We start from the raw sequence: 17600 nt of genomic DNA on the forward strand, positions 1-17600 counted from the left end.
TCGCCTGCTTCGCGGGTCAAGCCCGCTCCCACAAGATTCCGCTCCCATATGAATGGGCGCCAGGCAGGTTTGACCCTGATCGAACTGATGGTGGCCATGGCCCTGACCGCGCTGCTCGGGGTCATGCTGTCTGCGTTGGTCAATGGCTGGCTCAAGGTACACGAGCGGCTGCAGGTGAACACCCAGCAAACCAGCGTGTTGGAGTTCTGCCTGGCCCTGGAGCGGCGTTTCGACAGCCCGGTGCTGCGCCAACTGTACGAGCAGCGCCTGCCCCTGACCAGTCGCTGGCTAGACTGGCAGGCCGACCGCCAGCAATTGCTTTGGGTGGCCGCCGCCGCCTTGCCCGAGGCCGAGGGCGGTTCGCGCCTGCAACGCCAGCGCCTGCGTTTCGATGCGCGTGGCCAACGCCTGCTGCTGGAAAGCTCGGCTGAACTCTACGCCGCCAGCGAGCCGCGCTGGGCATTGCGCGAGCAACTGCCGCAGGTCAGCGCGATCAATGTGCTTTACCACCAGGGTGGCCGCTGGCTGCCCTGGCCCTCCGACCAACCCGCGCACCCCGGCCGTGGCGTGCGCCTGGAATTGCAGCGTGATGGAGCCCCGTATGTTTGCACCTTTGTTCTACCCTGGGGGCGCTCATGAAATTTGACTGGCGTCGAGCGGCGGCGCGACCGTGGTTGTTGCTGCGCCCGGGTGAGGTCTGGGACTGGCTGCTCGTCGAAGCGGGTGGCGCCCATCGCCAAGGGCAGGGCAAGCCCCCGGCGGACCTGCAGGCACGGGTGGCACTGATCGTCCCGGGCGAAGGCTGCAGCCTGTTTCAGTCGGCGGCACCACCGGGTCTGAAGCGCGACGAGTGGCCGATATTGCTCGAGGACCGCTTGCTGCAGAGCCCGGATGAGATCCTGTGTGCCTGCCTGTCGCGTCAGGCGGGGCACTTGAGCTTGGTGGCGGTAGAGCGGCAGTTGCTGGAGCCGTGGCGCGAGCAATGTGCCGAATGGGGGCTGCAGGTTGAAAGCTGTTGGGCTGAGTTCCAGTTGCTGCCGACACCCGAGCCGGGCAGTGCATGGCAGTGGCAGCGCACGCCGGAAATGGTGCTGTGCAAAGGGCAGGAGGAGGGCGAACCGGAGCATTGGTTGGCCTGGCCCACTGCCTTGGGTGAGCTGCCCCGGCAACCTTGGTCGGGTTTGTCCCGGAGGGTGATGTCCGGCACTTGGCCAAGTGCCTTGGCACCGCTCGACAACCTGCCCAGCCTGCTCGATCACCCCCGTCAGCCGTCGCTGCCGGGTGTGTCGCGGCAGCAGCTGCGCTTGCTTGCGGCGTGCCTGGTGTTGGCCAGTGCATGGGGCGGCCTGTGGCTGACCCAGCAATGGCGCCAGGTGCAGACCTGGCGTGCGCAGGTAATGGCGGTCACCGGTGAACAGGCCAGCCCCCGGCATGCGGCGCAGGCACTCAGGGGCCTGCGGGAAAGCCAGCTGCAACAACAATTGCGCGAGCGGCAACTCGAAGACCTGCAGGCACGCTTGCAAGCCTGGCTGCGCCAGCATCCCGCCTGGCGGCTGCACGCCGTGCGTTTCGATGGGCAACGCTGGCACCTGCGCCTGGACGGCGATGGCGCCGCACCGCCATGGGCCGAAATGGCCAGAGCAGTTGGCGCCGCCGTGCAGGTACAGGATCGGCAGGTGGTGTTCGATTTGGGAGCGGCCTCATGAATCGGGACTGGATGCAGCGTCACCGGCTGTGGTCTGCATGGGGGCTGATTGGCTTGCTGCTGGCCTTCCTGGCCGTGCGCGAAGGCCTGGCGCAATGGCGAGAGCTCAGCCAGTGGCGTGAGCTGGCAGTGCAGGCCGCCAGCGTGCAAGGCGGCCCGGTCGTGAGCCTGGAGCGCCTGCGCCAGTCAGCCCAGTCGCGGCAAATCGAACTGGCTGATGTCGATGTGCAAGGGGAAAGCTGGCAACTGCGGGGGCAGGTAGCGGACGAGCGCGTGTTGCAGGGCTGGTTACAGAGCCTGCGTGCGGAAGGGGCGCAGCCATTGCAGTGGGGGCTGGAGCAGGATGCCAAGGGACTGCGCTTTGAGTTGGTGATGCAACCATGAGCCGTCGCGGGCTGCTGTGGTGCGGGTTGGTATTCACGCTGACCCTGTTGGTCGAGTTACCGGCTGCCTGGGTGATGCGCAGCGCTGGGCTGCCGGCACGTGATGTCAGCGGCAGCGTGTGGCAAGGCCAGGCCCGGCAACTGGGGCCGCTTGGGCCGCTGCGTTGGGTGGTGCAGCCATGGCGCATGCAGGCCAACGCACAGCTCGGTTTTCAGGGTCAAGGCTGGCAGGTGCGCGCCGAAGGCTGGCCATGGCGCTGGCGACTGGAAGCTTTGGCCTTGGCCTCGCAAGCGACGGTGCTGGCGGATTACCGCCTGGCCGGGCAGTGGCAAGGCGCGCTGCGCATGCAGGGTTCGGGGCGCAAGTGTCGAAGCAGCGAGGGGCGGGTGAGCGTGACGGATCTGGCCTTGAGTGAGCCGTGGTCGCTGGGGTTGGGGCAGGGCTGGGTGGAAATGGATTGCTCTGCTGGCTGGCGCTTGCGTGGGCTATTGGTGCAGCAGGGGCAGCATGAGTTGAAGTTGGAGGCCGACCTGGAGAGGCGCAGGGCGCAAGTGACGTTCAATTTGCACAATGAGTCGGCGCTGACGCCTTTGCTGCGTGGCGCACAGTGGCTGGGGCCGCAGGCGCTGGCGGGGCAACGGGAGGTGCGTTGGTAGGGCGGGGGATTGGGTCAGGACCTCTATGTGCCTGCCACGACATTTTCAGCGCCTATGAGATCGAGCGCCGCCCGCGCGGCGCATCGCGAGCTTTGCTCGCTCCTACGTTTGTTTCCGGCCAGTAACGCCTGTGACGGGCGCGCGCGACCGCCTTGTTGGTACGACGCGATATCGAGCCATGCGCCAAAGCGTACGCGCGCAAATCCCCGAGGAATAACTGGCCCGAAACAAACGTAGGAGCGAGCAAAGCTCGCGATGCGCCGCGCGGGCGGCGCTCGATCTCACTGGCGCTGAACATCCCAAGGCAGGCACATCCGCGCCTCGCCCCTTACTCCGCCTTACCACCCTGCAGGCTGGAAACCCACTGCTCACTGCGGCTATGCCCACTGGTCCTCAGCAACCCCAGGTCCAGCGCATTCTCGCCATCCGCCGCGCCTTTGCCCTTGGCCATCTCGGCAATCGCCGTGCCCAGGTCCACCGGCGAATTGGAGGCGTCGACCGACACATCCCGACGGTAATCGTTGCCACTCAGGGTTTCCCGGCTCACCGAGCTGGCATCGAGCGCGACCGGGCCCTTGGCTGACTGCAGCCGCGCGCCAACCAGCTGGGCATCACCGCCCACCTTCAGCTCGATACCGTCGCTGCCCTTGAGTACCGCCTGCTGCCCCACGCTGTCACGCTGCACGTGCGACACCTCAAGGCTGAAGGTCGGCGAGAAGCCAGGGTCTGCCTTGCTCAAGGCCGAGCCGGCTTTCTCCTTGACCTTGCCTCCCAGTGGCCCGGCCAGCGAGGTGGCGGCGTTGACGTAGCCCTGCGGGTTTTTCTCCTGGCTCAGGCGCGCATCGCCCTTCACCGTCAGGGTGTCGACGCTGTCCTTGTGGCTGGCGATGCGCAGGTCGCCATCGATCGCGCCGGTGATGCGCCCGGCTTCCAGGCTGGCGCCTTCGATGCGGGTATCACCCCGGCTTTGCAGGTCGAGGGTTTCGGCGCGCAGGTTGCTGGCGTTCCAGGTCTGGTTGTCGCGCTTGTCCAGCTCGACTTTGGCCCTGCCATGCAAACCACGGGTGTCGGTGGTGCCTGCGGTCATGTTGAAACCGGCGCCGGCAGTGATCTCGAGATTGTTGCGCTGCTCCTGATTGGAGGAGGCTTCGATCAGCATGCCGCCGCTGGACGCGTTGAGGTCGATTTGCCCGGCGGATGCCTGCAGGCCCTCCAGGTGCAGGGCAATGTCCTCACGAGCCGAGCTGCTGAGGGTCAGCTTGCCGGTACTGGCGAACTGGGCATCGACGGCCTGACGGGCCTTTTCGTCCTGCGTGCCATGGGTGAAATGGCCGCCGATGCCGCCGCCTTTGGTCTCGCCCATCTTGGCTGCCAGCTCCAGGCCACCGCCGAGTTTGCCGCCGTTGGCCTGCTGGGTGTCGCTGCCTGCCTTGACCTGCAGCAGGCCATCGCTGTGCAGGCGAATATCGCCCACCTTGGCTTCACGACTGCCGATACGGGTGCCCTCCAGCAGCAGATCACCCGCGCTGCTCAGGCGGACGTCCCCCTTGGCGTCGATCTGTGCCACTTGCGCCTTGGTTTGCACGGTTTGCAGCTGCGCGTGGTCAAGGTAGCCACGGGCATCGAAGCCGGTGCTGCCGGGGCGGTTGCCAACTTTGGCCCACGCATTGCCGTCCAGCTGGCGGGTCAACTCCTCGGTGCGGTCGTTGGCCTGGGTCAGCGACAGGTTGCCTTCACTGTGGATGACCACCTCACCTTCGCCACCCTCGATGCGTGTGCCCTCATATCGACCATCGCTACCCAGCTGGACCTGGATACCCTGTTGGCCATAAAGGCTGCCGGGTACTGCGGTGCTGGCCGTTGCCTGTTTGTCCAGCGACCCGCCCTTGCCCGCGCCGCGGGCGTTCAGGTCACTGCCGGAGCTGGTGTCGACGCGCAGGTCACCGCCAAAGGCCAGGCGCTCCACGCTGTCCTCCCGGGTGTTTTCGGCGGCGCGCATGCTGTGCTGTTGCGCATCGATCTTCAGTTGGCCGCTGTTGGCACGCCAAGCGGTACCCTGGTCATCGATGACCTCGGCCTTGACCTCGACCTGTGCCCCAGACAGCTCGCTGACCTGAGCAAAGCCTCGACGCTGGTTTTCCAGGCGCTTGAGGTGCTCCACGGTCATGTCGGCACCGATGCTGGGGGCCACCATGGCGTCTTCGGGCGATGCCTGCTGGAAGCGCGCGGCCTCCTCGCCCAGCACCAGCCGCTCGATCGGCCGGGTCAGGTCGCGATATTCGACGCTGGCGCCGAGGCTGCCGGACCACTCGCTGCGCAGTTCTTCGCGTTCATGGGTATCGAGCACAGCACGGTTGTCGATGTGCCTGGCGCTCACCTTGAGGGTATCCCCGGCAGTGACGCGTGCCGCTTCGGTCACCAGCGCGTCAGCATCGACGCTGACGTTGCCACTGGCCTGCAGTTCGCTGCGTTGGGCCTTGCTGTCGTGCTCGGTCACCACGGTGCGGTTGTGATGGCCTTCGAACAGGCTGCCCAGGCGATCGATGCCGCCGGTGACCGTCAAACCGCCGCCGCTCTGGCCAGTGCTGGTGGTCGATTCACGCTCATTGCGGGTGGCGCCGAGCGTCACTTGCCTGGCCTTCACATCGAGGTCGCCCGCAGCGGCCTGGACCTTGGAGCCGTTGACCTGCAGGTGCCCCTCGCTGCTCAGGCCAACCGTAGCCCCCTTCAGCTCGCTGGCGACTTGGGTGGTTTCGCGCACTTTTTCACTGCCGGTGACCACTTCATAGGCCACGCCCGCCGCATACTGGCGAGACTCCGGCTTGCCGTCTTCGGCTTGCTGGGTTTGCCGTGCACTGGCAGTCAAACCCCGTTGCTGATCGCGGCTTTCGCTTTCGTTGACCGCTTGTGTGCTGCCGATCAGCAGATCGCCCTTGGCTTCGACCTGCAAGTGCGCGCCGGCCTCGACCTTGGCGCCCTGGATGCGCAGCTCTTCGGCACTGGCCAGGCGCAGGTTGCTGGACGAACTGACATCGCTGACCAGCACTTGCTGTTCAGCTCTGGTGCTCTGCTGATCACTGCCGAACAGGCCGAACAGCTTGCTGTCGCTCTTGCGCTCGGTGAAACGGCTACTGCCATGGTCCGCTTCGATCGCCAGCGCGCCCTTTTCGCTGTAGAGCACGGCATCTTTTTGACCGTGCACGGTGCTGCCCTTGATGCTGACCTGGTCGGCATGGACATTCAGTTTGCCATCCGCAGTGACGCTGCTGCCGGCAACGCGCTGGCCCTCGGTGTCGTTGCCCTTGCGATTGCCAAAGAAGGTGCCGGAGACCAGGTCGCCCCGGTAGTTGCCGTCGTTGCTGCGGTGCTGCAGGGCGGTGGTGCCGACCTCGACCTGCCTGGCGTTGAGATCCATGTCGCCGCGGCTATGCAGGTTGCTGGCCTCGACCTTGAGTGTGTCTTTGGCCCTGACTGTCATGCGTTGGGCGCTCAGCGTGCCGGGCTGTGCGGTTTCGGTGTACTGGTCGGTATCGCTGTCGCCGCGCCACAGGTCCTTGCGGTGACGCACCTGTTGCTTGAATTGCTTGCTGTCGATGCCGGCCGCGAGGTCCAGGTTGGCACCGCTGTCGAGGGTCATGTCACCGCCTGCCTTCAGCTCGGCGGCGACCAGTCGCATGTCGGCACCGGACTGCAAGGCAATGCTGTCGCTGCCCTGCAAGTGCACACCCCGTTGCTGGCGCTCGGTGGTAGTGCTTTCTTCGCTATAGGTTTCGCGGGTGATGAACAGAAACTTCTTGTTCCAGCTGTCGCGGTCGTGGTTGATGGTTTCGCGGGTCTTGGCGTCCAGGGTGAGTTTCTTGCCGGCCTTGGCCTCGATACGCTCGGCCTTGCCATCGACGGCGCTCAATGCCAGGTCATCGGCGGCGGTCAGAAGCAGGGCACCGTGTTCACTGTGCAGTTTGGCCGGGGTGTCGGCGTCGCCGCGGATGTCCAATGAGCCGGCGGAGTGAATGGCGATGCCGTTGTCGGCCATAACCTTCGAGCCCATGCGCACGCCCGCACCTTCGGCAGTGCTCACCACGCGAATGCGCCCGGCGCGCATGGCACCGAACAGCTTGGCGTCGATGCTCGACGGGGTGCTCGGCAGGTGTTCGAGCACTTGGCCATCGGCCAGAGCGATGCGATTGCGGCCAACGGTCACGTTGAGGTCACCCTTGGCCATGAGCAAGCCGTGCTGGTCCACCTTGGGGGCAATCAGCTCGAGCGCGCCCTCGGCATTGCTCTGGCCACCCTTGAGCACCTGCAACGTGCCAGCGGCGTTGAGCGTGTTGAGTTGACGCAGCTGTTCATCCTGCAACTCGGGTGTGCCAACCACGAAGCCTGCGCGGGTGGTGTTGATGAAGCTGCCGCCATTGAGGGTGATGCCGTTGGGGTTGGCGAGGATGTAGTCGGCCGGGCGGCCGAAGATTTCCTGCGGGCCCTCGATCAGCGAGGCGTTGCGGCTGACCACCTCGTTGAGAATGGTGGACGCTGCCTGGCCCTGGAACTGCGGGTTGGCGGCCAATGCGCCGGCCAGTTGCGACTGACCTTGCTGCAGGGCGTTGTTCAATACCACACCGGGGCGGGCGACGTTGTAGTCGAGGAACTGGTTATGCGACAGGCCACTGGCATTGGGCGCAACGATGTCGATCACCGGCACGCCATGGTCGTTGTTGATGATCGGCGTGCCTGCCGGGCCGCTGGCGGCCTCCAGCCCACCCTGCGCGAAAGCGCTGGCGGGGCCGAGCAAGGCGAGGAAGATGGCCCAGCGCAAGGTATCCGGGCGGGTAGACGGTAACGGCGAGAGTGTCTGCATGTTCTCGTTCTCTTTGTTGTGGGTGAATCAGATGCTCAGGGTGCACTCCAGTACCCAGAAGCCAGGCTCCAGGCGGGAGCGGGGCAGGTCGCTGGTGTAGAGGGCGCGTTGGTAGTCAAGGCGCAGCCGGGCGTTTTTAAGGCTCAGTTCGATGCCGGCGGCTGTGCCGGCCAGGCGTTGCGAAGGCTTCCCAGTGGAGTGCCGGGTCCAGCCCACATCCAGGCCGAGGTAAGGGCGTATCTGCAGGGGATGGGCCCAGCTCGCCGGTAGCGGCTGGCTCAAGGTATTACGCCAGGTCGCGCCGCTGGCGCCGGAGTAGGTGCTCAGGCGAAAGCCCCTTACGGTCGAGTCGTCGCTGACCAGTAACTGCTCGATGGCGGGCAACGCATGTTCGCTGTACTGCAGGGCCAGCTCGCTTTGCCAGCGCCAAGGCCTGTCAGGCGGCCCCTGGCGCAGGTGCAGCAGGCTGGCGCGGTACTTGCGAAAATCCGGGCGCAGGCTTTCGGCGCCTAATGGCCCCTCGTCGGCAGCGAACCAGTCCAGGCCCTGGACAATGCCCAGGTACCCGTTCCATAGCCCGCCTTCCAGCCACAGTAGGTTGATGCCAGCCTCAACACTGGTGAGGGTCGGGCTCTGCTGGGTGATGACGGCGCCAGCGCTGCGGTTGACCAGTTGCTTGCGGTCCAGCCGCGTGCTGGCGCTGAGCAGGCCTTGCTGGTTGCGCCACAACACCCGCTCGACGCTCAGGCCTTGGTAGCTGCTGCTGCCGTCGCTGGTCTGCCGGCTGTGCGGCAGTGGCGCATCGTAGCTCAGTTGGCTGGCGTTGAGGGCAAAGGTCCAGGGGCCATAAGGGACGCTGTAGTACAGCGTGATGCCTTGCACCTTGCCGGGGGCGTGCAAGACACTGGAGAGCAATGACACGCGCAGGTCGTCATTGAGCCCCAGCGGGCTGTCCATGCCGAGGCCGAGGTTAAGGCGGTGGCGGCCGGTCAGTTCACTGCCACGGTTATCCAGGCGGCTATCCAGGTGCCAGCGTGAACCGATCTTGCGCGGTTGCAGCACAACCCGGGTACCGCCCTGCAGTTCGCCGGGCAGCAAATCCATGCTCACGTCATAGGCGCGCAGACGATTGAGTTGGTCCAGGCCTTGCTCGAGGGCGGGTAGGTAAAGGGGCTCGCCTAGTACGCCCGGGAAGGCGCCTGGCAAAAACAAAGGCAGCTCGGGGTCGTCGAACTCGATGGATTCGACGAAGCCTTCGACGATGACGATGTCCAGTGGTGCGTCATCGCCAGGCTGCCGGCGCAGGTAGGGACGGCTGGTCGGAAATCCAGCACTGACGTACAGCTGGGTGATGCCCCTGAGCAGGTTATTGATATCGTTGATGCCCATGCAGGGCAGCAGCCACTTGCGCAGCGCGGGCTCGAGCGCCTGGTCCGCAAGTTGGCGGTTGCCGACGATGCGCAGGCCGGAGACAGCCCAGCACTGATCGGCGACCGGCTGGGCGGCGGCCTGCTCATTGCGCTCGGGTGCCGGCGGCTGTTGCCAGCGCTTGAGCCGCTGTTGCTGTTCGAAATGGCGCAGGGATTGCTGCTGGTCGCGCAGTTGCAGGCTGGCGGGGTCGTCAGCCAGCACCGTGTGGGCGATCAGCATGCCAGCCAGGCAACCGGCGAGCGCCCTGCTGGCGGCATGAAGGGGTCGGCATTGCATTAAGCACCCTCGCAAATGGCGTACGGGTTACGTACTCGTTTGCATGGATGCTAAGAATTCAAGCCGTCGGCTGGATGCAGTCCCTGGCCTAAGCAAGATGTAGGGCAGGTGTGTATTTGAAGTATGAAACGTCCTACAAGCTCAATCTGAATGTAGGACTATCAAGGACGAATTTCGATCAGGGTGCCATCGCGGACCAGGTCCCAGACTTCCTGCATGTCGCGGTTGCGCATGGCGATGCAGCCGTCGGTCCAGTCGAGGGTGTGGAAGTACCACTCGGGGTAGTTCTCGTCGATAGGCGTGCCGTGGATCATGATCATGCTGCCAGCGCTCCAGCCTTCGCGGTTGGCGCGGGCGGCATCGCTGATGTTCGGGTAGGTGATGTGCATGGCCAGGTTGAAGCGGTCGCTTTCCTTGCGCCAGTCCAGCCAGTACAGGCCTTCAGGGGTCTTCTTGTCGCCCTCGCGTTCCTTTGCCCCCTTGGGCTGCTTGCCCAGGGAGATGCGGTAGGTCTTCAGCGGTTCGCCGCGGCTGATCAGCTGCAGGCGGCGCTCGGACTTTATCACCAGCACCTTGTCGATCAGCGGCTGCATGGCCGCCTGGGATTGCGACTGGGCCGGCACCGGCGGTTGCGGCTTGCGAATGATGACTTCGGTGAAGGCCGCCTGGGACACCGTGGTAACGCAAAGGCAGAAAAGGGCGAACAACCAACGCATGAAGCAGTACCTGCGAGCTTAAGTGGTGGGCGAAACATTCATCGGCGGCAGGTATTCATGGCCAATCGGGTAGTGCTGCCTGATGCGGTCGCGATAATAGCATTCTAGTGTGCGAGTGACGGTGCGGAAAGCCAGCTCGCCCCACGGGATTTCGTGATCCTCGAACAACCGCACCTCCAGGCTTTCGACGCCGACGGCAAAATCCAGGTCGGCCAGCTCGGCACGGAAGAACACATGCACCTGGTTGATGTGCGGCAGGTCGAACAGCTGGTACAGGGCCATGTCGCCGACCCGGGCGCAGGCTTCCTCGTCGGTTTCGCGACGGGCGGCCTGGTCGAGGGTCTCGCCGTTTTCCATGAAGCCCGCCGGTAGCGTCCAGAAGCCGCGGCGCGGCTCGATGGCGCGACGGCACAGCAGCACCTGGCTGCCCCAGGTGGGCAACACCCCGGCGACGATGTTGGGGTTCTGGTAGTGAATAGTCTGGCAAGATTCGCAGACGAACCGCAGGCGGCTGTCGCCCACGGGTATCTGCTGAATGACTGGCTGGCCGCACGCGCTGCAAAATTTCATGCTTTTCTTCCCTCTTGACGAAGTTATCTTGGCGCGTCAGGCGGGGCTGCCGCAAGCGCACGGGGCTTGGGTGCTTCGCGGCTTTGGTGCATCATGCAAGGCAGGCCTTGGAAACGAGAGTGCGCAATGCTGGACGAGCTACTTCGCCGTATGAGCAACCACCAACCCGCTTCACTGGAAACCGACCGACGGTTCCCCGAGGCGGCGGTACTTTTGCCCATCACCCGCAGCGAAGCGCCCGAGCTGGTCTTGACCCTGCGTGCCAAGGGGTTGTCGACCCACGGCGGTGAAGTCGCCTTTCCCGGGGGCCGACGCGACCCTGAAGACCCGGACCTGGTGTTTACCGCGCTGCGCGAAGCCGAAGAAGAAATCGGCCTGCCGCCCGGCCTGGTGGAAGTGGTCGGCCCGCTCAGCCCGCTGATCTCCCTGCACGGCCTGAAAGTGACCCCGTTCGTCGGCTTGATCCCGGATTTCGTCGAATATCGCGCCAATGATGCCGAAATCGCGGCAGTCTTCAGCGTGCCGCTGGAATTCTTCCGCCAGGACCCGCGTGACCACACCCACCGTATCGATTACCAGGGGCGCAGCTGGTACGTGCCCAGCTACCGCTACGGCGAGTACAAGATCTGGGGGTTGTCGGCGATCATGATCGTCGAGCTGGTCAACCTGTTGTATGACGCAGGGATCAGCCTGCATCAACCCCCCGAGCGCTACATCGAAATTTGAGCGGTACCCCCCGCCGTCTGCGTGAACCCCTGAGGAGCAAACATGAAATACCGCCTGGGCGACCATCGGGTCGAATGCCACCCCACCAGCTGGGCCGCACCCAACGCCACCCTGATCGGCAAAGTGCGCCTGCAGGCCCGTGCCAGCGTGTGGTTCAGTGCGGTGCTGCGGGGTGACAACGAACTGATCGACATCGGCCAGGACAGCAATGTCCAGGACGGTACGGTGATGCACACCGACATGGGCTCGCCGCTGACCCTGGGCAAGGGCGTGACCATCGGCCACAACGCCATGCTGCATGGCTGCTCGGTCGGCGACTACAGCCTGATCGGCATCAACGCCGTCATCCTCAACGGCGCGCGTATCGGCAAGCACTGCATCATCGGCGCCAACGCGCTGATCCCGGAAGGCAAGGAAATCCCCGACGGCTCGCTGGTGATGGGCTCGCCGGGCAAGGTGGTGCGCGAGCTGACCGAACAGCAGATGCGCATGCTCGAAGCCAGCGCCGCGCACTATGTACACAATGCCGAGCGTTATGCGCGGGAACTGGTGGCCGACGATGAGTGAAGTTGCAGCAGAGCGGCCGGTGGCTTCCCCGTGTGTGAGCATCTGCGCACTGGACGAGCAGGATATCTGTACCGGCTGCCAACGCACCGTGGCCGAGATCGGCCGCTGGGGGCGGATGGACAATACCGAGCGACGGGCGGTGCTCAAGCTGTGCCATGAGCGGGCAGTGGCTGCAGGATTGATTATCGGGGCCTGATCTTGCGCTGGCTTTACCCGCGAAGAAGCCAGCGGTAATCTGTCGGGCTTGCTCACAGACAACCTGCCCATGTTCTATCTCATCGCCTATATCAGTAGCGTAGTGCTGATCAACTACGCGTTCTCCAGCGCCCCGCACCTGGACGTCATCTGGTCCTGCTGGGGCGGCCTGGTGTTCATTCTGCGCGACATGGTGCAAACCCGTTTTGGCCACGGCGCGCTGATTGCCATGCTGCTGGCCCTGGTGCTTTCGTACGCCACCTCGGAGCCGGCCATTGCCTTGGCCAGCGCCACCGCGTTCTTCGTCTCCGAGCTGATCGACTGGCTGGTGTTCAGCATCACCCGCCGGCCGCTGCGTGACCGCCTGTGGCTGAGCTCGGCGCTGAGCATTCCGGTGGACACGTTCATCTTCTTCGGCATGATCGGTGCGCTCACGCCAGCGGTGATCGGCACCGCCATGGCGTCCAAGTTCGCCGGTGTCACGGCCGTCTGGCTGGCCATGGCATTTCGTGCACGGCGGGCCGCTGTCGCGGGCTGATGGTGTAGAATATCGGTCCTTTTTCAGCGGGCCGTGCCAAAGCCTGGCGCGGCCCCGGACGCCTTCGAGGACCTGAAATGACCCGTATCGGAACCCCATTGTCGCCAACCGCGACCCGTGTGCTGCTCTGCGGCTGTGGCGAGCTGGGCAAGGAAGTGGTGATCGAGCTGCAGCGCCTGGGCGTCGAGGTGATCGCCGTCGACCGCTACGCCAATGCCCCGGCGATGCAGGTGGCGCACCGCAGCCACGTGGTCAACATGCTCGATGGCGTTGCCCTGCGGGCGATCATCGAGGCGGAAAAGCCGCACTACATCGTTCCGGAAATCGAAGCCATCGCCACCGCCACGCTGGTCGAACTGGAGAACGAAGGCTTCAACGTGGTGCCGACCGCACGCGCCACCCAGCTGACCATGAACCGTGAAGGCATTCGCCGCCTGGCGGCCGAAGAGCTGGACCTGCCAACCTCGCCGTACCACTTCGCCGACACCTTCGAAGACTACGCCAAGGCCGTGGCCGACGTCGGCTACCCCTGCGTGGTCAAACCGGTCATGAGCTCCTCGGGCAAGGGCCAGAGCCTGCTGCGCAGCGATGCCGACCTGCAGAAGTCGTGGGACTACGCCCAGGAAGGCGGCCGTGCCGGCAAGGGCCGGGTGATCATCGAGGGCTTCATCGACTTCGAATACGAAATCACCTTGCTTACCGTGCGCCATGTCGGCGGTACCACCTTCCTCGAACCGGTGGGCCACCGTCAGGAGAAGGGTGACTACCAGGAGTCCTGGCAGCCGCAAGCCATGAGCGCGAAAGCTTTGGCTGAGTCGCAGCGCGTGGCCAAGGCAGTTACCGATGCACTGGGTGGCCGTGGTCTGTTCGGTGTGGAGCTGTTCGTCAAGGGCGACCAGGTGTGGTTCAGCGAAGTTTCGCCCCGCCCGCATGACACCGGCCTGGTGACCCTGATTTCCCAGGACTTGTCGCAGTTCGCCCTGCACGCCCGCGCCATTCTCGGCCTGCCGATCCCGGTGGTGCGCCAGTTCGGGCCGTCGGCGTCGGCGGTGATCCTGCCGGAAGGCCAGTCGCAGCAGACCAGCTTCGCCAACCTGGGCGCCGCCCTGAGCGAGCCTGACACCGCCATTCGCCTGTTCGGCAAGCCGGAAATCAACGGCACCCGTCGCATGGGTGTGTGCCTGGCGCGTGATGAATCGGTCGAAGCGGCGCGGGCCAAGGCGACCCGAGCTTCGCAGGCGGTCAAGGTCGAGTTCTGATCCGAGATTGCAGGGGGCCGCAAAGCGGCCCCAATTGCTTACAGTTCGGTATTGCGGGTTTCTTTCAGGCACAGCACGGCAATCAGGCTGATCACAGCCGCCGCCGACACGTAGCCACCCACCCAGCTCAACCCCCCCATGCTCACCAGTTTCTGGGCAAAGAACGGTGCTGCCGAGGCGCCGACGATACCGCCCAGGTTGTACGCCGCCGAGGCGCCGGTATAGCGCACGTGGGTCGGGAACAGCTCCGGCAGCAGCGCCCCCATCGGTGCAAAGGTCACCCCCATCAGGAACAGCTCGATGGCCAGGAACAGCGCCACCCCCGTGGTCGAACCCGAGGTCAGCAGTGGTTCCATGGTGAAGCCCGAAGCCACCGCCAGCAGGCCGCCGACGATCAACACCGGTTTGCGCCCGTAACGGTCGCTCAGCCAGGCCGAAAGCGGTGTGGCCAGGGCCATGAACACCACGGCAAAGCACAGCAGGCCGAGGAAGGTCTCGCGGCTGTAGCCCAGCGTGGTCACGCCATAGCTGAGCGAGAACACCGTCGAGATATAGAACAGCGCGTAGCACACCACCATGGCGGCTGCGCCCAGCAGGGTCGGCATCCAGTACTTGCCGAACAGGTCGACCACCGGCATTTTCACGCGTTCGTGGCGGGCGACTGCCTTGGCGAACACCGGGCTCTCTTCAAGCTTCAGGCGCACATACAGCCCCACCAGCACCAGCGCGGCACTGAGCAGGAACGGAATGCGCCAGCCCCAGTCACGGAACTGTTCGTCGCTGAGCAGCATTGCCAGCGACAGGAACAGGCCGTTGGCCGCCAGGAAGCCGATCGATGGGCCAAGTTGCGGGAACATGCCGAACCAGGCGCGCTTGCCCTCCGGCGCGTTCTCGGTGGCCAGCAGTGCGGCGCCGCCCCATTCGCCACCCAGGCCAAGGCCCTGGCCGAAGCGCAGCAGGCAGAGCAGGATCGGAGCCCACACACCGATGCTGTCATAGCCCGGCAGCACACCGATCAGCGTGGTCGATACACCCATCAGCAGCAGCGAAGCGACCAGGGTCGACTTGCGCCCGATGCGGTCGCCGAAATGGCCGAACAGCGCCGAGCCCAGCGGGCGGGCAAGGAAGGCGATGCCGAAAGTGATGAAGGCCGCGAGCATCTGCGCGGTGCCCGACCCGGAGGGGAAGAACACCGGGCCGATGACCAGCGCGGCGGCAGTGGCATAGACGTAGAAATCGTAGAACTCGATGGCGGTGCCGATGAAGCTGGCAGTTGCGACCCGCGCAGGCGAGTTGACCGGCGCGGCAGGCGCCTCGGCATAGGTGCTGGTTGTCATTGATAGGTCCCTGACAGTCTGTTCCGCTCCATGCCTTTGTCCGTGGCCTGTGCCGGCGTTGAGGGTGGGCACGGCTTGGCGGACGCCGGAGCGTATTGTTGTTGTGTTCGCGCATCTGACACCAGCCCAGGCGGGTAGGGATGGGAGCGGGCACTGTTCGGGGTGTTGAAGCAGGACCGCGGGGCGTGTCAGTACAGCGGACTGGCCGTGTGGCGCCGGGTGCGGGTAGCGGGCGGAACGGCGGGGCTGGGTAAGCGTGACCCGAGTATAGCTATCGGGTCACGGTCCATACCAGTACCTTGCTGGCACAATTGTCCTCTGTTTCGAGGATTTCCAGGCGATAGCGGCCGATCTTCAGGCAGACGGCGCTTTCCGGAATGCTTTCGAGGGCTTCGGTAACCAGCCCGTTGAGGGTTTTCGGGCCGCCGTCGCAAGGCAGGTGCCAGCCCAGGCTACGGTTGATTTCACGCAGCGAGGCGTTGCCTTCGATGACGAAAGTGCCATCGGGCTGCGGGTGCACATGCGGGTTGTCCAGGCTCTGCTCGTCTTCGAACTCGCCGACGATTTCTTCAAGGATGTCTTCAAGGGTGACGATACCCAGCACCTCGCCATACTCGTCCACCACCACGCCCAGGCGCCGCTGCTGCTTGTGGAAGTTCAGCAATTGCATCTGCAGCGGCGTGCTTTCTGGCACGAAGTAGGGCTCGTAGCAGGCGCCCAGCAGTTGCTCCAGGGTCAGCTCGGCCTTGGGCAGCAAGTGGCTGATGAGCTTGGTGTTGAGGATCGCTTCGACCTGGTTGATGTCGCTGTGATACACCGGCAGTCGAGTGTGCCGGCTGACGATCAACTGCTCGATGATCTGTGCGATGGGGTCGTCGAGGTTGATGCCATCGACTTCGTTGCGCGGTACCAGGATGTCGTTGACGGTGATCTTGTCCAGCGACTGCAAGCCGTCCAGCAGGCCGTAGCGCGGCGCCTCGTGCTCATCGTCTTCGTCGAAGACGTCGTCTTCCTGCGGATGCAAGGCCACTGCCGTGGGCTGCGCGCGGAACGGTCGCAGCATCAGCTTGGCGATGCCATCGAACAGGCAGGCCAACGGTTGCAGCAGGGCGAGCGGGAACGGGCGCAGGCTCAGGCCAAGGCTGATGAAGGCCTGCGGGTTGCGCCGGGCCAGGCGCCGCGGCAGGAATTCGGCAAACACCAGCAGCGCTGCCACCGCGCCCAGGCCCGCTAGCCAGAAGCCGTGTTCGCCGCTCTGGCGTTGACCGATCAGGCATGCCAGGCCCAGCACCAGCAGCTTGCCCAGGCTGGCGCACAGCACCAGGGCCTGGGCTGGCAGCGTCGGCGCGGCGTCATCGCCGTTGCGCAGCGCACCATTGAGCTGCAGGCGGGCAGCGTCGACGGCGGTGAACAGCGCCGACCACAGGAGCGCCAGTGTCAGAATGCCGAGTAGCGGTGCGTACGGCAGGGTGTCCATGGGCGGCCGTCAGATATGCAGGATGAATTCGCGGACCAGCTTGCTGCCGAAGTAGGCCAGCATCAGCAGGCAGAAACCCGCCAGGGTCCAGCGGATAGCCTTGTGCCCGCGCCAGCCCAGGCGCGTGCGGCCCCACAGCAGCACGCTGAACACCACCCAGGCCACACAGGCCAGCAGCGTCTTGTGCACCAGATGCTGGGCAAACAGGTTCTCGAGGAACAGCCAGCCGGAAATCAGCGACAGCGAGAGCAGGCACCAGCCCGCCCAGAGGAAGCCGAACAGCAGGCTTTCCATGGTTTGCAGCGGCGGGAAGTTGCGGATCAGGCCGGACGGGTGCTTGTTCTTCAGCTGGCGGTCCTGCAGCAGCAACAGCAGCGACTGGAACACCGCGATGGTGAACAGGCCATAGGCCAGGATCGACAACAGGATGTGCGCGAGGATGCCCGGTTCTTCATCGATCAGCGGCACCGTGCCGGGCGGGGCGAACTGGGCCAGCAGGGCGGTGACGGCGCCGAGCGGGAACAGCAGCACCAGCAGGTTTTCAACCGGGATACGCAGGCAGGCCAGCAGGGTCAAGGTGATGACCGCCACGGCGATCAGGCTGGCAGCGCTGAAGAAGTCCAGGCTCAGCCCCAGCGGGGTGATCAACTGGAAGAACAGTGCGCCACCCTGGGCGACCACGGCGAGGGCGCCGAGCAGGCCGAGCAGGCGTTTGTCGGCCTTGCGGCCCTGGGCCAGGTAGGTGCCCTGGTAGATGGCTGCAGCTATATATAGGCCGGCGGCGATCAGGTTGGGGATGAGGCTGGGTGAGGAAACCATAAGTCCTGGTTGCAGAGCCCTGAAAGACACGGAGTTTGGCATAGAACGCCACCGGCCATCCAGACCGATCGGCAGCGAGGTGTGCGCCG

15 protein-coding genes and 1 pseudogene are annotated in these 17600 nt (G+C 64.9%); 9 read left to right on the forward strand and 7 right to left on the reverse strand.

Translation table 11 applies throughout. The features are described from left to right. Nucleotides 1-48: 48 nt before the first annotated feature. Genes ACQKPS_RS09460 through ACQKPS_RS09475 form a run of 4 tightly spaced genes read left to right on the forward strand, consistent with a single transcriptional unit; the run spans nt 49 to nt 2745 of the window. On the forward strand, nt 49-639 hold the full coding sequence (locus ACQKPS_RS09460) for a PulJ/GspJ family protein (protein ID WP_427603758.1): 591 nt from the start codon (nt 49-51) through the stop codon (nt 637-639). Beyond that, nucleotides 636-1706, forward strand: coding sequence for a GspL/Epsl periplasmic domain-containing protein (locus ACQKPS_RS09465; protein WP_427603759.1), 1071 nt, complete (start codon nt 636-638; stop codon nt 1704-1706). The genes ACQKPS_RS09460 and ACQKPS_RS09465 overlap by 4 nt, the downstream gene beginning before the upstream one ends. Next, on the forward strand, nt 1703-2089 hold the full coding sequence (gspM, locus tag ACQKPS_RS09470) for a type II secretion system protein GspM (RefSeq protein WP_427603761.1): 387 nt from the start codon (nt 1703-1705) through the stop codon (nt 2087-2089). Before ACQKPS_RS09465 ends, gspM begins: the two co-directional genes overlap by 4 nt. After that, entirely contained in the window at nt 2086-2745 is a 660-nt protein-coding gene (locus ACQKPS_RS09475) for a hypothetical protein (RefSeq protein ID WP_427603762.1), read from the forward strand. Before gspM ends, ACQKPS_RS09475 begins: the two co-directional genes overlap by 4 nt. A 328-nt stretch (nt 2746-3073) precedes the next feature. Here ACQKPS_RS09475 and ACQKPS_RS09480 read toward each other — a convergent pair whose 3' ends face one another. The 4 genes and pseudogenes from ACQKPS_RS09480 to ACQKPS_RS09495 all read right to left on the reverse strand — a co-directional run bounded on the left by ACQKPS_RS09480 (nt 3074) and on the right by ACQKPS_RS09495 (nt 10593). Beyond that, nucleotides 3074-7600: a hemagglutinin repeat-containing protein gene (locus tag ACQKPS_RS09480; protein WP_427603764.1), complete on the reverse strand. Its 4527-nt coding sequence runs from the start codon at nt 7598-7600 to the stop codon at nt 3074-3076. Nucleotides 7601-7627: 27 nt separating this feature from the next. Beyond that, a complete protein-coding gene (locus tag ACQKPS_RS09485; protein WP_254483494.1) occupies nt 7628-9307 on the reverse strand; it encodes a ShlB/FhaC/HecB family hemolysin secretion/activation protein in 1680 nt (559 codons plus the stop codon). 161 nt (nt 9308-9468) lie between these two features. Continuing rightward, nucleotides 9469-9888: pseudogene (locus ACQKPS_RS09490) on the reverse strand (L,D-transpeptidase family protein); the annotation flags it as partial. A 153-nt stretch (nt 9889-10041) separates the two neighbouring features. Next, complete coding sequence (locus ACQKPS_RS09495; RefSeq protein ID WP_427603766.1) at nt 10042-10593, reverse strand: NUDIX hydrolase; 552 nt, start codon at nt 10591-10593, stop codon at nt 10042-10044. 126 nt (nt 10594-10719) lie between these two features. On the opposite strand from ACQKPS_RS09495, the gene ACQKPS_RS09500 reads away from it, so the two are divergent. From ACQKPS_RS09500 to purT, 5 genes are all read left to right on the forward strand, one after another. Continuing rightward, nucleotides 10720-11319, forward strand: a complete 600-nt coding sequence (locus ACQKPS_RS09500; RefSeq protein ID WP_110637286.1) for a CoA pyrophosphatase — start codon at nt 10720-10722, stop codon at nt 11317-11319. Nucleotides 11320-11361: 42 nt separating this feature from the next. Continuing rightward, the gene (locus ACQKPS_RS09505) at nt 11362-11886 is read left to right on the forward strand and encodes a gamma carbonic anhydrase family protein (protein ID WP_427603768.1); all 525 of its coding nucleotides are present in this window, start codon (nt 11362-11364) and stop codon (nt 11884-11886) included. Beyond that, complete coding sequence (locus tag ACQKPS_RS09510) at nt 11879-12082, forward strand: DUF1289 domain-containing protein (protein WP_254483500.1); 204 nt, start codon at nt 11879-11881, stop codon at nt 12080-12082. Before ACQKPS_RS09505 ends, ACQKPS_RS09510 begins: the two co-directional genes overlap by 8 nt. 69 nt (nt 12083-12151) lie before the next feature. Next, nucleotides 12152-12619, forward strand: coding sequence for a VUT family protein (locus ACQKPS_RS09515; protein WP_254483502.1), 468 nt, complete (start codon nt 12152-12154; stop codon nt 12617-12619). Nucleotides 12620-12696: 77 nt separating this feature from the next. Continuing rightward, the gene (purT, locus tag ACQKPS_RS09520; RefSeq protein ID WP_103445466.1) at nt 12697-13878 is read left to right on the forward strand and encodes a formate-dependent phosphoribosylglycinamide formyltransferase; all 1182 of its coding nucleotides are present in this window, start codon (nt 12697-12699) and stop codon (nt 13876-13878) included. A gap of 38 nt (nt 13879-13916) precedes the next feature. Here purT and ACQKPS_RS09525 read toward each other — a convergent pair whose 3' ends face one another. From ACQKPS_RS09525 to ACQKPS_RS09535, 3 genes are all read right to left on the reverse strand, one after another. Beyond that, nucleotides 13917-15215 (reverse strand): MFS transporter, encoded by a 1299-nt coding sequence (locus ACQKPS_RS09525; protein WP_254483504.1) that lies wholly within the window; start codon nt 15213-15215, stop codon nt 13917-13919. Nucleotides 15216-15486: 271 nt separating this feature from the next. Next, nucleotides 15487-16692, reverse strand: a complete 1206-nt coding sequence (locus tag ACQKPS_RS09530; RefSeq protein WP_427603771.1) for a transporter associated domain-containing protein — start codon at nt 16690-16692, stop codon at nt 15487-15489. Nucleotides 16693-16701: 9 nt separating this feature from the next. Continuing rightward, nucleotides 16702-17511, reverse strand: a complete 810-nt coding sequence (locus tag ACQKPS_RS09535) for a cytochrome C assembly family protein (RefSeq protein WP_254483508.1) — start codon at nt 17509-17511, stop codon at nt 16702-16704. Between the last annotated feature and the right edge of the window lie 89 nt (nt 17512-17600).

This window comes from Pseudomonas sp. NPDC086566, assembly GCF_050280885.1.
In the GTDB taxonomy this organism is placed as follows: Bacteria; Pseudomonadota; Gammaproteobacteria; order Pseudomonadales; family Pseudomonadaceae; genus Aquipseudomonas; species Aquipseudomonas vlassakiae.